Source organism: Streptomyces sp. NPDC059037 (assembly GCF_042740015.1).
Classification (GTDB): Bacteria; Actinomycetota; Actinomycetes; order Streptomycetales; family Streptomycetaceae; genus Streptomyces.
Genome location: NZ_JBHYIG010000263.1, coordinates 1 through 14,157, shown reverse-complemented (window position 1 = coordinate 14,157; position 14,157 = coordinate 1). Strand labels below are relative to the sequence as shown.

General features: G+C 70.6%; 12 protein-coding genes and 1 pseudogene. 9 read left to right on the top strand and 4 right to left on the bottom strand.

Annotated features, from left to right (window positions below; all coding sequences use genetic code 11):
- Positions 1-343: 343 nt before the first annotated feature.
- Positions 344-1,177 carry a hypothetical protein gene (locus ACFWY6_RS36480; protein ID WP_384699852.1) on the bottom strand — a complete coding sequence of 278 codons (834 nt, stop codon included), beginning with the start codon at positions 1,175-1,177 and terminating at the stop codon, positions 344-346.
- A gap of 71 nt (positions 1,178-1,248) precedes the next feature.
- Between ACFWY6_RS36480 and ACFWY6_RS36475 the strand changes: the two genes are divergently transcribed.
- From ACFWY6_RS36475 to ACFWY6_RS36455, 5 genes are all read left to right on the top strand, one after another.
- Entirely contained in the window at positions 1,249-2,196 is a 948-nt protein-coding gene (locus ACFWY6_RS36475; RefSeq protein WP_384699850.1) for a Ppx/GppA family phosphatase, read from the top strand.
- A 76-nt stretch (positions 2,197-2,272) separates the two neighbouring features.
- Complete coding sequence (locus tag ACFWY6_RS36470; protein WP_384699848.1) at positions 2,273-3,097, top strand: sugar phosphate isomerase/epimerase family protein; 825 nt, start codon at positions 2,273-2,275, stop codon at positions 3,095-3,097.
- 83 nt (positions 3,098-3,180) lie between these two features.
- Entirely contained in the window at positions 3,181-3,753 is a 573-nt protein-coding gene (locus ACFWY6_RS36465; protein ID WP_384699854.1) for a TetR family transcriptional regulator, read from the top strand.
- A 218-nt stretch (positions 3,754-3,971) separates the two neighbouring features.
- Positions 3,972-5,825, top strand: a complete 1,854-nt coding sequence (ilvD, locus tag ACFWY6_RS36460) for a dihydroxy-acid dehydratase (RefSeq protein WP_384699846.1) — start codon at positions 3,972-3,974, stop codon at positions 5,823-5,825.
- 219 nt (positions 5,826-6,044) lie between these two features.
- Positions 6,045-6,338 carry an SH3 domain-containing protein gene (locus ACFWY6_RS36455; protein WP_384699844.1) on the top strand — a complete coding sequence of 98 codons (294 nt, stop codon included), beginning with the start codon at positions 6,045-6,047 and terminating at the stop codon, positions 6,336-6,338.
- A 36-nt stretch (positions 6,339-6,374) separates the two neighbouring features.
- Here the strand turns inward: ACFWY6_RS36455 and ACFWY6_RS36450 are convergent, their stop codons facing one another.
- A complete protein-coding gene (locus tag ACFWY6_RS36450) occupies positions 6,375-8,612 on the bottom strand; it encodes a protein kinase (protein ID WP_384699842.1) in 2,238 nt (745 codons plus the stop codon).
- Between the two features lie 166 nt (positions 8,613-8,778).
- Here ACFWY6_RS36450 and ACFWY6_RS36445 point away from each other — a divergent pair, with 166 nt between their 5' ends.
- Positions 8,779-9,285 (top strand): EamA/RhaT family transporter, encoded by a 507-nt coding sequence (locus ACFWY6_RS36445; protein WP_384699840.1) that lies wholly within the window; start codon positions 8,779-8,781, stop codon positions 9,283-9,285.
- Positions 9,286-9,346: 61 nt separating this feature from the next.
- Here ACFWY6_RS36445 and ACFWY6_RS36440 read toward each other — a convergent pair.
- A pseudogene (locus tag ACFWY6_RS36440) lies at positions 9,347-9,502 on the bottom strand (SulP family inorganic anion transporter); the annotation flags it as partial.
- 329 nt (positions 9,503-9,831) lie between these two features.
- Between ACFWY6_RS36440 and ACFWY6_RS36435 the strand changes: the two are divergent.
- The 3 genes from ACFWY6_RS36435 to proC all read left to right on the top strand — a co-directional run bounded on the left by ACFWY6_RS36435 (position 9,832) and on the right by proC (position 12,334).
- Positions 9,832-10,674, top strand: coding sequence for an ABC transporter ATP-binding protein (locus tag ACFWY6_RS36435; protein WP_384699838.1), 843 nt, complete (start codon positions 9,832-9,834; stop codon positions 10,672-10,674).
- Entirely contained in the window at positions 10,671-11,408 is a 738-nt protein-coding gene (locus ACFWY6_RS36430) for an ABC transporter permease (protein WP_384699836.1), read from the top strand. The genes ACFWY6_RS36435 and ACFWY6_RS36430 overlap by 4 nt, the downstream gene beginning before the upstream one ends.
- A 113-nt stretch (positions 11,409-11,521) precedes the next feature.
- On the top strand, positions 11,522-12,334 hold the full coding sequence (gene proC / locus ACFWY6_RS36425; protein WP_384699834.1) for a pyrroline-5-carboxylate reductase: 813 nt from the start codon (positions 11,522-11,524) through the stop codon (positions 12,332-12,334).
- An 88-nt stretch (positions 12,335-12,422) separates the two neighbouring features.
- Here proC and trpS read toward each other — a convergent pair whose 3' ends face one another.
- Entirely contained in the window at positions 12,423-13,433 is a 1,011-nt protein-coding gene (trpS, locus tag ACFWY6_RS36420) for a tryptophan--tRNA ligase (protein WP_384699832.1), read from the bottom strand.
- Positions 13,434-14,157 lie beyond the last annotated feature (724 nt).

Sequence of the window (14,157 nt, the reverse complement as noted above, 5' to 3'; positions counted from 1 at the left end):
CCCCAGCCCCCCCCGCGTGCGTGCCGGCCCCCCCCCGCGCCGCCCGGCGCGCGCGGGCGCGCGGGGGGGGCCCCCCCCCCCCCGGGGCCCCCCCTCGTCTCGATCAACGGGTACGGGCGTGCGACGGGCCCGACGACACCGGCCCCGCGCCCTACGCCCACGGACCCGACGCCGACACCTACTCCCACGCCCACGCCGTCGGACCCGGAGCCGACGCCGACTCCCACGGACGCGACTGCGACCCCCACCCCGTCACCGACCGACGGCAGCGGGGAGCCGAGCCCGAGTGAGGGCTGATTCAGCCCGTCCGGCGTTTGAATCCCTGCAGGGAGCCCTCGCCCGGTCACCGAGCCGGATCGGCAGGATGCGGCGCCACCAGCGGCAGCTGCGACGCCAGTCGTTCCTCGCACAGCTCGGCCAGGCGGTCGTAACCCGCCTTGCCCATCATCTCCGTCAGCTCGGGGCGGTAGGAGACGTACACCGGATCCCCCGCACCGTGCGCCGACGTCGCCGACGTGCACCACCAGTGCAGATCGTGCCCGCCGGGACCCCAGCCACGCCGGTCGTACTCCCCGATCGACACCTGCAGAACCCGCGTGTCGTCGGGCCGGTCGATCCAGTCGTACGTCCGCCGCACCGGCAGCTGCCAGCACACGTCCGGCTTGGTCTCCAGCGGCTCACGGCCCTCCTTGAGGGCCAGGATGTGCAGCGAGCAGCCCGCGCCGCCCGCGAACCCGGGGCGGTTCTGGAAGATGCAGGAGCCGTTGTACGGGCGGGTCTGGCGCTCGCCGTCCTCGTCCGTCGACACCCAGCCGGTCTCCGTGCCGATGGCGTGGTGCTGCCAGATGTCCGGCGTGAGCCGGTCCACGAACCCGGCGACCCGCTTCTCGTCGTCCTCGTCCGAGAAGTGCGCGCCCAGCGTGCAGCAGCCGTCGTCCGCCCGGCCCGCCTGGATGCCCTGGCAGCCGCTTCCGAAGATGCAGCTCCACCGAGAGGTCAGCCATGTCAGATCACAACGGAAGACCTGCTCGTCGTCCGCGGGATCCGGGAACTCCACCCAGGCACGGGCGAAGTCGAGCCCCTTCTCGTCCGGCTGGGGCTTCTGCACCTTCTCCGGCTTCCCCGACTTCTTCTTCGACTTCGTTTTGTCGGTCTTCGCCTTTTTCGTCTTTGGCACGACTCCAGGGTATGCGCGCGGTACCCGGTCCGAGGACCAGCGACCGCCGTACGCGCAGTAGCGTTCCGTATATGAGACTCGGTGTCCTCGACGTAGGTTCGAACACGGTGCATCTGCTGGTGGTGGACGCCCACCCCGGCGCGCGCCCGCTGCCCGCGCACTCGCACAAGGCCGACCTGCGCCTCGCCCAACTCCTCGACGAGGCGGGAGCCATCGGCCCCGAAGGCGTCGAAAGGCTCGTCGCCACGGTCCGTGACGCCCTGGAGGCGGCCGAGGACAAGGGCGTGGAGGACCTGCTGCCCTTCGCCACCTCCGCGGTCCGCGAGGCCAGCAACGCGGACCAGGTGCTCGCCCGCGTGAAGGAGGAGACCGGCGTCGATCTGCAGGTCCTGACCGGCGCGGAGGAGGCCCGGCTCACCTTTCTGGCGGCCCGCCGCTGGTTCGGCTGGTCGGCGGGGAAGCTCCTGGTCATCGACATCGGCGGTGGATCTCTGGAGATCGCGTACGGCATCGACGAGGAACCGGACGCGGCGGTCAGCCTGCCGCTCGGCGCGGGCCGGCTCACGTCGGCCTGGCTGGCCGAGGACCCGCCGGCCCCGCAGGACGTGAAGGCGCTGCGGCGGCACGCGCGCGCCCAGATCGCCCGCACGGTGGGGGAGTTCAGCCGCTTCGGCAGCCCGGACCATGTCGTGGCGACCTCGAAGACGTTCAAGCAGCTCGCCAGGCTGGCCGGCGCCGCACGCTCGGCCGACGGCCTCTACGTACAGCGTGAGCTGAAGCGGAAGTCCCTGGAGGACTGGGTTCCGCAGCTGGCCGCGATGACGGCGGCCGAGCGCGCCGAGCTGCCGGGGGTCTCCGAGGGGCGGGCCGGACAGCTGCTCGCGGGGGCGCTCGTCGCGGAGGGCGCGATGGATCTGTTCGGCGTCGAGACCCTGGAGATCTGCCCCTGGGCGCTGCGCGAGGGCGTGATCCTGCGGCGGCTCGACCACCTCCCGGCGCCTGGGGACGTGAGCCCGTGACCGGCGGGCCGGTGACGTAGGCCACTGCGGGAGACCACCTCCCCGGCGCCGCGCAAGGGCCCGTACGCTGTCCCTCGTGGCAGAACCAGTGGTGCGCATCCCGGATGCGAAGGTCGCCCTGTCGACGGCCTCGGTCTATCCGGAGTCGACGGCGACGGCCTTCGAGATCGCCGCGCGCCTGGGCTACGACGGCATCGAAGTCATGGTCTGGACCGACCCGGTCAGCCAGGACATCGAGGCCCTGCGCAGGCTGAGCGACTACCACCAGATCCCGATCCTCGCCGTGCACGCGCCATGTCTGCTGATCACGCAGCGCGTGTGGTCCACGGACCCCTGGGTGAAGCTCCAGCGCGCCCAGGCCGCCGCCGAGAAGCTGGGCGCCTCGACGGTCGTCGTGCACCCGCCCTTCCGCTGGCAGCGGCAGTACGCGTCCGCCTTCGTCGATGGCATCTGGCGGATGGCCGACGAGACGGACGTCCGCTTCGCTGTCGAGAACATGTATCCGTGGCGCTACCGCGACCGCGAGATGCTCGCGTACGCGCCCGACTGGGACGTCACCAAGGACGACTACCGCCACTTCACGATCGACCTCAGCCACACCGCGACCGCCCGCACGGACGCGCTGCAGATGATCGACCGCATGGGCGACCGCCTCGGTCATGTCCACCTCGCCGACGGCAAGGGCTCCGCCAAGGACGAGCACCTGGTGCCGGGCCGCGGCACACAGCCCTGCGCCGAGCTGCTCGAACGCCTCGCGACGAGCGGCTTCGACGGGCACGTCGTCATCGAGGTCAATACGCGGCGCGCGATGTCCAGCGCCGAACGTGAGGCCGACCTCGCCGAGGCCCTCGCCTATACGCGGCTGCATCTGGCGTCCGCGGCGCAGGTGCCCCGGTCGTGACGGCGGCGGCACGGGGCGGCGCGGCGAAGGGCGGCGCGGCCGAGGGGGATGCGGCTCCGCGGCGCAGGGGGCGACCGTCGCGTATGCAGTCGGCCGAGGGGCCCGCGATGCGGGACCGGATCCTGGAGGCGGCCCGCACCGAGTTCTCCGCACGTGGGTACGAGAAGACCTCCGTGCGCGGGATCGCGAAGGCGGCCGGGGTGGACTCGGCGCTCGTGCACCACTACTTCGGGACCAAGGAGCAGGTCTTCGCCTCGGCGATCGAGGTCGCCTTCGCGCCCGCGCTCGAGGCGCCCGCGGCGGTCGAGGACGGCCCGCTCGAGGCGGTCGGCGAGCGTCTCACCCGCTTCGTCTTCGGCGTCTGGGAGAACCCCGCGACCCGCGTCCCGCTCCTGGCGATCGTGCGCTCCGCGGTGAACAACGACACGGCGGCCGCGGTCTTCCGCCGCCTCATCGTGACGCAGCTGCTCGGCAAGGTGGCGCGCCGCATCGACCAGCCGGACGCGGAGCTGCGGGCGGAGCTCGCGGCCGCGCAGCTCGTGGGCACGGCGATGCTGCGGTACGTGATCCAGGTGGAACCGCTGGCCTCCGCGGACCCGGAAGCGATCATCGCGCGGATCGCGCCTGTGGTGCAGGGGCACCTGGCGGGGCCGTGACGGTGGGGCGGGAGCATCTGACCGGGCCGTGACGGTCGGGCGGGAGCATCCGACCGGGCGGTGACGGTGGGGCGGGCAGCCGCTCACCGAGACGGCCGTCCCGCTATCCGGACAGCCTGTCCAGATCGTGGAGGGTCGGCGTACGCTCGACAACAGTCGAGTCTTATCTGTCTGAATCTCCGAAGTCTCTCCGAAGATCCTTGAAGGAGCGAGCGACGATGCCCGAGCTCAGGTCCCGCACTGTCACCCACGGCCGCAACATGGCGGGCGCCCGCGCCCTTATGCGCGCCTCCGGTGTACCCGGCGCGGACATCGGGCGTAAGCCGATCATCGCCGTCGCCAACTCCTTCACCGAGTTCGTCCCGGGCCACACCCACCTGCAGCCGGTCGGCCGGATCGTCTCCGAGGCGGTCAAGGCCGCGGGCGGCATCCCCCGCGAGTTCAACACGATCGCCGTGGACGACGGCATCGCGATGGGCCACGGCGGAATGCTCTACTCGCTGCCCTCCCGCGACCTGATCGCGGACAGCGTGGAGTACATGGTCGAGGCGCACTGCGCCGACGCCCTGATCTGCATCTCCAACTGCGACAAGATCACCCCCGGCATGCTGAACGCGGCCCTGCGTCTCAACATCCCGACGGTCTTCGTCTCCGGCGGCCCGATGGAGGCCGGCAAGGCCACGCTGGTCGACGGCACGGTCCGCAAACTGGACCTGGTCAACGCGATCAGCGACGCGGTGGACGAGAGCATCTCGGACGAGGACATCCTCCGTATCGAGGAGAACGCCTGTCCGACCTGCGGCAGCTGCTCCGGCATGTTCACGGCGAACTCGATGAACTGCTTGACCGAGGCGATCGGCCTCTCCCTCCCCGGCAACGGCTCGGTGCTCGCCACGCACACCGCCCGCAAGGCGCTGTACGAGCGGGCGGGCGAGACGGTCGTCGAGATCACCAAGCGCTACTACTACGAGGACGACGCCTCGGTCCTGCCGCGCTCCATCGCCACCCGCGCCGCCTTCGACAACGCCATGGCGCTCGACATCTCCATGGGCGGCTCCACGAACACGATCCTGCACCTCCTCGCGGCGGCGCAGGAGGCCGAGCTCGAATACACCCTCGCCGACATGGACGCCGTCTCGCGCCGCGTGCCCTGCCTGGCGAAGGTCGCCCCGAACGTGGCGCCCGGCGGGACGTACTACATGGAGGACGTGCACCGCGCGGGCGGCATCCCCGCACTGCTCGGCGAGCTGTACCGCGGTGGCCTGCTCCACGAGGACGTGAACACGGTCCACTCCGCGTCCGTCAAGGAGTGGCTCGACACCTGGGACGTGCGCGGCGGCTCGCCCTCCGCCGAGGCGGTCGAGCTGTGGCACGCGGCACCGGGCTGCAAGCCCTCCGCGCAGGCCTTCTCCCAGTCGGAGCGCTGGGACACCCTGGACACGGACGCCGCGGGCGGCTGCATCAGGGACGTGGCCCACGCGTACTCGAAGGACGGCGGTCTCGCGGTCCTGAAGGGCAATCTGGCTCAGGACGGCTGCGTCGTGAAGACGGCGGGCGTCGACGAGTCGATCTGGACGTTCGAGGGCCCGGCCGTGGTCTGCGAGTCGCAGGAAGAGGCCGTCGAGAAGATCCTCAACAAGCAGGTCGAGCCGGGCGACGTGGTGGTCATCCGCTACGAGGGTCCCAAGGGCGGTCCGGGCATGCAGGAGATGCTGCACCCCACCTCCTTCCTCAAGGGCCGCGGCCTCGGCAAGGTCTGCGCGCTGGTGACGGACGGCCGCTTCTCCGGCGGCACGTCGGGCCTCTCGATCGGCCACGCGTCGCCCGAGGCGGCGTCCGGCGGCACCATCGCCCTGGTCGAGGACGGCGACCGCATCCGCATCGACATCCCCAACCGCGGCATCGAACTCCTGGTCCCGGAGCAGGAATTGGCCGCACGCCGCGAGGCGCTCGGCGGCGTCTACGCCCCCAAGTCCCGCGAGCGCAAGGTCTCGGCGGCACTGCGGGCGTACGCGGCGATGGCGACGAGCGCGGACCGGGGTGCGGTGCGGGACGTGTCGAAGCTGGGCTAGAAGTTTTCAGCCCGTCCGGCGTTTGAGGACGAGCTTGGCGAAGCCGGTGATTTTCCGGTACGCACAAGGCCGGCGAAGCCGGAATGGATTCGGGTAGGGGCGGGATCGGAGAAAGAAAATCCCCGCCCGCAACCACCCCACCACCCCCACGCGTCCACACCAGTGACGAACAAGCCAGGGGCGGCCCCAAGCCGCCCCTGCTTCACGGGGGAGAGAAGCATGAGCGAGAACGTCATGGCACCGGAGTCCGCAGAGTCCGCTGAGGCCGCGGCAGCAAGGTCGTACCCCATAGCCGCAGACGTCAACGTCCGCTCCGGCCCCGGCACTTCCTACGCCAAGGTCGGCCGCCTCTCGGCAGGCACCCGAGTCACGCTCTACTGCCAGCGCCCGGGCGAGAAGGTGACGGGCCCGACCGGCACCTCCAGCATCTGGGACCGCATCGGCAGCGGCCGCTACGTATCGGACACGTACGTCCGCACGGGCAGCGACGGCTACGTGGCACCCCGCTGCTGACCACACCGCTCAAAGAGAAGAAGCCGCCGAGGCCCCTCACCCGGACTTCGGCGGCTTCTTCGCGTCAAAAGAGAACACCGTGTTCCCGGCGGCAGCCACCACCACGACCCGCCCCGAAACCACCACACGCGGACTCGCGTTCACCCCGCCGCCAAGACCGTCGGCCCGCGGATCGCCGTTCCACAGCGTCCTGCCACCCGGCGACAGCGCCACGACCCGCCCGCTGGCCGAGCTGAAATACAGGGCGCCGTCCCCGGCGACCGGCCCCGAAGCGCTGTCCACATTCGTCTGCCGGGCCCACTTCTGCCGCCCCGTCGCGGGATCCACCGCGCTGATGAGACCGGTCGGCCCGGCGAAGTAGACGGTTCCGCCGGCCATGCCGGGCGTCGCCCCGTACGTGGTCCACAGCGGCCGGTACGACACGTCACGGCTTTCCGCGTCGACCCGCACCACCTGGTCGTACCCGAGGAACTCCGGCCCCTTCATACGCTGATGAAGCAGTACGAGCCCGCCGTCGTCGCCGCCCACCGGCTGCACAGGACCCTTGACGGCGACGCCCTTGTCGAGCGCGCCCGACTCGGGGTCGACGGTGTGCACGACAGGGTGGTTCAGCTCAAGACTGTCGACCTCGGCCTGCGGCGCGCACAGGGCGTAAAGCCGCTCGCCCGCGGTGAAGGGCGCGCACTGCGAGCCCGCGGGCATCGGCGTCGACCAGAGCAGGTCACCGCCGCGGGCCTCGCGGGCCTCGACACGGGTGCCTTCCGGATTGACGGTCAGGACGCGGGAGTTGAAAAGGACGGCGTCCTGGGTCCGGCCCGTCAGCCCCGTCGACTGCGAGCCGGAGCCGGTGGACCACAGCTCCTTGCTGGTCTCCGCGTCCAGCGCCACGACCTCGGTCGTCGCGTCGGTCGCCCCGTCCGCGTCGGTCGGCGGGCGGTAGGCAAGGACCGTGTCGTCCGTGGCCCCCACGATGTGCATGCCCTCGACCGGTACGCCGCCGCTCTTCACCTTCCAGATCTCCTTGCCGTCGGAGATCCGCATCCGGCTCGCGACGACGCCACCGCCCCCGCAGTACAACGCGTCGCCGCGCGGTACGCAGCGCAGCTCGTCCGGGGGGTTCTGGCCGTTGGGCACGGTCCTGCGCCACGGATGGAAGCCTTCGGGCAGGGGCACACCCGCCGCGGCCACGGTCCGCCCCTGTCCCTTGCCGTCGTCGGCAGGGGCGTCGGACCCGTCCAGCTGAAGCCACGCGGCCCCGCCCCCGATGGCGGCCACGGCGAGCGCGGCGGCAAGCACCGGGCGCCAACGGCGGCGCAACCGGCGGCGGATGGACGTCTCGGACCCGTCCGGGACTCCACCCCGGGAACCCGTGCCGCCGCCCCCGGAACCGGTGTCCCCACCCGCCGACCGATGATGCTGCGTATCCGTGTCCCGCGTACGACTGCCGCCCGCGCCCGCCGCCCCCATCTCGACCGGCAGGTCCCGCAACCGCTCCAGGAGCTCGTCCGCCGACGGCCGCGCCTCGGGGTCCTTGTCGAGGCACGGCTCGACGACCGCCCGCAGCGCCGCGGGGACCGACCCCAACGACGGTGCCTCGTGCACCACTTGATACGCCGTCATATACGGGCTGTCCGCGTCGAAGGGCCCCTGCCCGGTGGCCGCGTACACAAGAAGCGTGCCGAGCGAGAAGACGTCCGACCGCGGCCCGACGCCCCGCGGCGCCTGCAACTGCTCCGGCGACATGAACGGCGGCGTACCGATCACCCGCCCCGTCATCGTCAGCGTCTGCTGATCCGTCGCGCGCGAGATGCCGAAGTCGATGACGCGCGGGCCCTCGGGGGAGAGCACGACGTTCGACGGCTTCAGGTCGCGGTGCACGACGCCCACCCGGTGGATGTCGCGCAGCGCCTCCGTCAGACCGATGGCGAGCGTGCGCAGCTCGGCGCCGGCCAGCGGGCCCCGCTTGGCGATGCGCTGGGCGAGCGTGTGCCCCTCTATATAGGCCGTCGCCATCCAGGGATGCTCGGCCTCCGGGTCCGCGTCGACCACCGCGGCGGTGAACGCGCCGCTCACCCGCCGCGCCGCCGCCACCTCCTGCCGGAAGCGGATGCGGAACTCCTCGTCCCCCGCGAACTGCTGGTGGATCAGCTTGATCGCCACGGGCCGCCCCGAAGCCGTACGCGCCAGAAAGACCGTGCCCATGCCGCCCGAACCGAGCCGCGCCTCGAGCGGATAGCCGCCGATCTCGGCTGGGTCACCTCCGCGGAGCGACACTCTCCCCGACCTCCCCGTCCCCCGTGCATCAGTTGCCGCATGAGCCCGTTTACCTGTCCTGCCGCACAAACTAGCTGCCGAGTGGTACGGCAGGGCAAGGCGGGGGACGAATAGGGCGCGCCCGCACCGCGCCCGCACCGCGGCTGCTCCGGGCGATACTCGGAGGGTGAGCGCAGATTCCAGCACCCCCGACCGCACGGACGCGACGGCCCCCGGCCCGCAGCCCGAACCCCTCCGCTTCTTCGGCACGACCTGGGTCGCCCACGACAACGGCTACGCCGCACGCCGCGCCGGAGCCGCGGCCGGCTCGCTCCTCGCGGCCGTGGCCGGCTGCTTCGTGCTGCGTTTCGCGTACGAGGGCATGGCGATCGCCGACGTAGGCACCTTCGTGAACGTCCTGATGGTCGTCATGTTCGCGATCTGCAGCGCGATCGCCTTCCGGCGCACCTGGGACGGCTTCACGCGACGCCACGACCCGGCGTCCCAGTCATCGATGCGCGGCCTGATGACCATCGGCTTCATCGGCTCGCTCCTCGCCTACTTCCTCCGCTCCCTCACCGAGGCCCCCGGCGAGAAACTCCACCGCGAGGAGTACGAGACGGCCCGCGACCAGTACGCGAAGCGCACATCCCGCCGCACGGGCAACCCTTCCCGGAGGAAGCGCAGGGGCTGAGCCACGCGTCCGGCACCGATGCCCCAACGCCAGACACCCGCCACCCCTCGACCCACCCCTCAGCCACACCCCCACCGACGGCCTTGAGCTCCGTGTCGTAGTAGTCGGTACGCGGCCCCTGGTGCGGCCGGTCCACCGCCGCCGCACTGAACAGCGACTCCGCGGACGCGACCAGCGCGAGGTCGAGGACAGCACCGACCACGCCCACTTCCGTGAGCCCGCGGGCGCTTCGGTGTCCCCCATCGCGCACAGCTGCCCGGCGATCAGACGTCACTCCCTCTTCCCCCACAAGCGCCGGCGCCCACTCAAGTGAGCCCCCGCGGCAGCCCCTGTTGTGGGCAGGCGTTCCGCACGGCGAGTGGGGTCTCCCCTGCTCGAGCGAAGCCGAGAGCTTGGGGAAGGGCGGGCACAACGCCACCTGCCGAGCACCGAAACCCGAAGGGCCAGGCGGCGGCCGACCGCAGAGCACCCCAAAGCTGCGGCGTACCGAACCTCAGAGGAGCCACCCCTTGACGCCCCTGCCCCCGGGCGAGCAATAATCATCACATGATGAATAATCGTCGGCCAGCGATCGAGGCGAAGGACCTCTCCGTAATCCGAGGCCCCCGCCAAGTCCTCCGCAACCTCACCTTCACCGTCCCCCCAGGCCAGATCACCGGCCTCCTCGGCCCCTCGGGCTGCGGCAAATCCACCCTGATGCGCTCAGTCGTCGGCACCCAGGCCCAGGTCACCGGCGCCCTGAACGTCCTCGACCGCCCCGCAGGCGCCCGCGAACTCCGCTCCCGCATCGGCTACGTGACCCAGGACCCCTCGGTCTACGACGACCTGACGGTCCGCCAGAACCTGGACTACTTCGCCGCCGTCCTCGACCCCGGCCACGGCCCCGCCGCACAACGCCGCCACGACACCGTCACCCGAGCCATCTCCGACGTGGACCTCACCTCCCACGCCGACTCCCTGGCCGGACACCTCTCCGGAGGCCAACGCAGCCGCGTCTCCCTGGCGGTGGCCCTGCTCGGCACGCCGGAACTCCTCGTGCTCGACGAGCCGACCGTCGGCCTGGACCCCGTACTCCGCCGAGACCTGTGGAACCTCTTCCACACCATCGCCGCCGACCGCGGCGCCACGATCCTCGTCTCCTCCCACGTCATGGACGAGGCCGAACGCTGCCACCGCCTCCTCCTGATGCGCGAAGGCGAACTCCTCGCCGACGACACCCCCGACGCCCTGCGCACCCGCACCGGCTGCGAAACGGTCGAAGCGGCCTTCCTCCACCTGGTCGACCAGGCAAACGCGGCCCAGAGCGAGGCGAACAACTCCGAGAGCCCGGCGAACACCCCGAGCGCGGCGAACACCCCCCGGAACGACCCCGGCAGGAGCCCTCGATGAACACCTACCGCACCCTCGCCACCGCGGCCCGCGTCCTACGGCAGCTCCTCCACGACCCCCGCACCATCGGCCTGATGCTCCTGGTCCCCTGCGTGATGCTGCTGCTCCTGCGCTACGTGTTCGACGGCAGCCCGCAGACCTTCGACTCCATCGGCGCCTCCCTCCTCGGCATCTTCCCCCTCATCACGATGTTCCTGGTGACCTCCATCGCCACCCTGCGCGAACGCACCTCCGGCACCCTCGAACGCCTCCTCGCCATGCCCCTCGCCAAGGGCGACCTGATCGTCGGCTACGCCATCGCCTTCGGCACCCTCGCCGCCATCCAGTCCGTCCTCGCCACCGGCCTCGCCCTCTGGGCTCTCGGCCTCGACGTCACCGGCTCCGCCTGGCTGCTGCTCCTTGTCGCCCTCCTCGACGCCCTGCTCGGCACCGCGCTGGGCCTCTTCGTCTCGGCCTTCGCGGCCTCCGAGTACCAGGCCGTCCAGTTCATGCCGGCCGTGATCTTCCCCCAGCTCCTCCTCTGCGGCCTGTTCACCCCGCGCGACCAGATGCAGCCCGTCCTCGAGGCGACCTCCAACGTCCTGCCCATGTCGTACGCCGTCGACGGCATGAACGAAGTCCTCCGCCACTCCTCCGTCACCGGCGACTTCGTACGCGACGTCGTCATCGTCGCCGGCTGTGCCGTACTCGTCCTCGCTCTGGGCGCCGCCACCCTCCGCCGCCGCACGGCCTGACCCACACCAATGCGAGGATGACCCCACCCAGCCGAACCGGCGCCCCACCGAACCGCCGGTACCGCTGGCCGAACCGCTGAACCGCTGAACCGCACCTGGAGGGTGACCCACACATGCCCCAGCCCGTCGCAGTCCTCGGCACCGGCAAGATCGGCGAAGCCCTCCTCAGCGGAATGATCAGGGCCGGCTGGGCCCCCGCCGACCTCCTCGTCACCACCCGCCGCGCCGAACGAGCCGCGGAACTCCGCACCCGCTACGGCGTCGACCCCGTCAGCAACGCCGAGGCAGCCAAGCAGGCCGACACCCTCATCCTGGCCGTCAAGCCGCAGGACATGGGCCGCCTCCTCGACGAACTCGCCCCGCACGTCGCCCCCGACCGCCTGGTCATCAGCGCCGCCGCAGGTATCACCACCTCCTTCATCGAAGAACGCCTCGCCGACAACACCCCCGTCGTCCGCGTCATGCCCAACACCCCGGTCCTCGTGGACGAAGGCATGTCCGTCATCTCCGCGGGCGGCCACGCCACCGCCGCCCACCTCGCCCACACCGAGGAGATCTTCGGCGCCGTCGGCAAGACCCTGCGCGTCCCCGAGACCCAGCAGGACGCCTGCACCGCCCTCTCCGGCTCCGGCCCGGCGTACTTCTACTACCTCGTCGAAGCCATGACCGACGCGGGCATCCTCCTGGGCCTGCCCCGCGACAAGGCCCACGACCTGATCGTCCAGGCCGCGATCGGCGCCGCCGTGATGCTCCGCGACAGCGGCGAACACCCGGTCAAGCTCCGCGAGAACGTCACCTCCCCTGCCGGCACCACCATCAACGCCATCCGCGAACTCGAGAACCACGGCGTACGCGCGGCCCTCATCGCCGCCCTCGAAGCCGCCCGCGACCGCAGCCGCGAACTGGCCTCCGGCAACAACACCTGACCCCCTCGGCGCCGGGGGCCCAGCGCCCCCGGCGACCTCACGCGGCCGCGGCGACGACCTCCGCCGTCGTCACCACAAGCCCACGCGCCTACCGCGCCTCGTTCACCGGCGGCAGCAGACCGATCGCGCGATAGGCGGTGTCCACCGTCGGCTTGGACATCCCCCTCGCCCTTTCGGCCCCCCTCCGCAACACCTCCTCTACATACGCGGGATCCGCGACCAGCTCCTTGTGCCTCTCCTGCACGGGCCTGAGCAGCTCCACCACGGCCTCGGCGGTGTCCTTCTTCAACGCTCCGTACGACTCATATACACCGCTCAAGCCGTCTGGGTTCCCACCCTCACAAGCGGCCAGGATCTCCAGCAGATTCGAGACCCCCGGCTTGGCCTCCCGGTCGTACACGACCTCGCTCCCGCTGTCCGTGACAGCGCGCAGGATCTTCTTCCGGATCACATCGGGCTCATCGAGCAGATAGACGATCCCGGCCCCGGCCTCGTGGGACTTGCCCATCTTCGACGTCGGATCCTGCAGATCCATGACCCGCGCAGCCACCTTGGGATTCGTGGCCCGCGGCACCACGAACGTCTGCCCGTACCGCTGGTTGAACCGCACCGCCAGATCCCGGGTGAGCTCGACGTGCTGCGTCTGGTCGTCCCCGACCGGCACCTCGTCCGCCCCGTACGCCAGGATGTCCGCCGCCATCAGCACCGGATAGGTGAGCAGCGACAGCCGCACACTCCCGCCCCGAGCCTGCTCCCGCGCGGACTTCTCCTTGTACTGGATCATCCGCCGCATCTCGCCGTCCGTCGCGACGCACTCCAGCAGATACGAGAGCCGGGCGTGCTCGTCCACATGACTCTGTACGAACACGGTGGCCCGCTCGGGATCGATCCCCGCCGCGAGCAGCAGCGTCGCCGCCTGCCGACTCAGCCTGCGCACCCGCCCGGGATCGTGCTCCACGGTCAGGGCGTGCAGATCGACGACGCTGAACAGCGCCTCGGCCCGGTACTGGTCGACCTCTGCCCACGGGCGTACGGCACCCAGGTAGTTCGCGAGGGTCAGATGCCCCGTCGGCTTGACCCCGCTGAAGATCCGCGTCATCTCTCTACCTCCTAGTCAGGCCCGCCGGCCCGACGGCCGGGCTCCGGGTCCTCCAGGGGGAGAAACACGAACGGCCGCCGAGGCGGCGGCCGTTGAGTACATGCGTATGTACGGCCGCCCTCAGGCGGCCCACCACAGTTGGGTGTTCGCATGCATAGTCACGCCTCCTACCGTAGCCCCTGAGAGGCTCTGTGGCGTGGGGTTGACACACCCTGGCCAGATACGTAGTGTTCTCCGAGTTGCCCGACGTGAGCGTCGACCACTTGGTCGGTCCCCGGGCGGCCATTCCGCAACAACCATTTAAGCGATCGACGTCGTGTCTCTTTGCTGATCCGTCGTCCGTTCGTTTTCATACGCGTTTGCGAAATGAGGAATCCGCGTCCGAAAGGGCGCCCCCGATTAGGTCGGGAGCCAGGAATCCGCTAAAGTCTCACTCGTCGGAACGGCCCAACGGCCGGGAAGGCAAACCCCGCTGACTGGGAATCAGGCCCGAAAGGATCTGATAGAGTCGGAACCGCCGGAAAGGGAAACGCGAAAGGCCGAGAGGCCGGAGCGGGAACCTGAAAGGCACCGAGGAAATCGGACACGAAAGAGTCTGATAGAGTCGGAAACGCAAGAACAAAAGAAACACCGAAGGGAAGCGCCCGGAGGAAAGCCCGAGAGGGTGAGTACAAAGGAAGCGTCCGTTCCTTGAGAACTCAACAGCGTGCCAAAAGTCAACGCC

What these genes read in the sequence shown, in the direction of transcription:
- ACFWY6_RS36430 (WP_384699836.1), top strand. Translation starts at nt 10,671, where the DNA reads ATGAACACCTACCGCACCCTCGCCACCGCGGCCCGCGTCCTACGGCAG.
- ilvD (WP_384699846.1), top strand. Translation starts at nt 3,972, where the DNA reads ATGCCCGAGCTCAGGTCCCGCACTGTCACCCACGGCCGCAACATGGCG.
- ACFWY6_RS36475 (WP_384699850.1), top strand. Translation starts at nt 1,249, where the DNA reads ATGAGACTCGGTGTCCTCGACGTAGGTTCGAACACGGTGCATCTGCTG.
- ACFWY6_RS36435 (WP_384699838.1), top strand. Translation starts at nt 9,832, where the DNA reads ATGATGAATAATCGTCGGCCAGCGATCGAGGCGAAGGACCTCTCCGTA.
- ACFWY6_RS36465 (WP_384699854.1), top strand. Translation starts at nt 3,181, where the DNA reads ATGCAGTCGGCCGAGGGGCCCGCGATGCGGGACCGGATCCTGGAGGCG.
- ACFWY6_RS36455 (WP_384699844.1), top strand. Translation starts at nt 6,045, where the DNA reads ATGAGCGAGAACGTCATGGCACCGGAGTCCGCAGAGTCCGCTGAGGCC.
- trpS (WP_384699832.1), bottom strand. Translation starts at nt 13,433, where the DNA reads ATGACGCGGATCTTCAGCGGGGTCAAGCCGACGGGGCATCTGACCCTC.
- proC (WP_384699834.1), top strand. Translation starts at nt 11,522, where the DNA reads ATGCCCCAGCCCGTCGCAGTCCTCGGCACCGGCAAGATCGGCGAAGCC.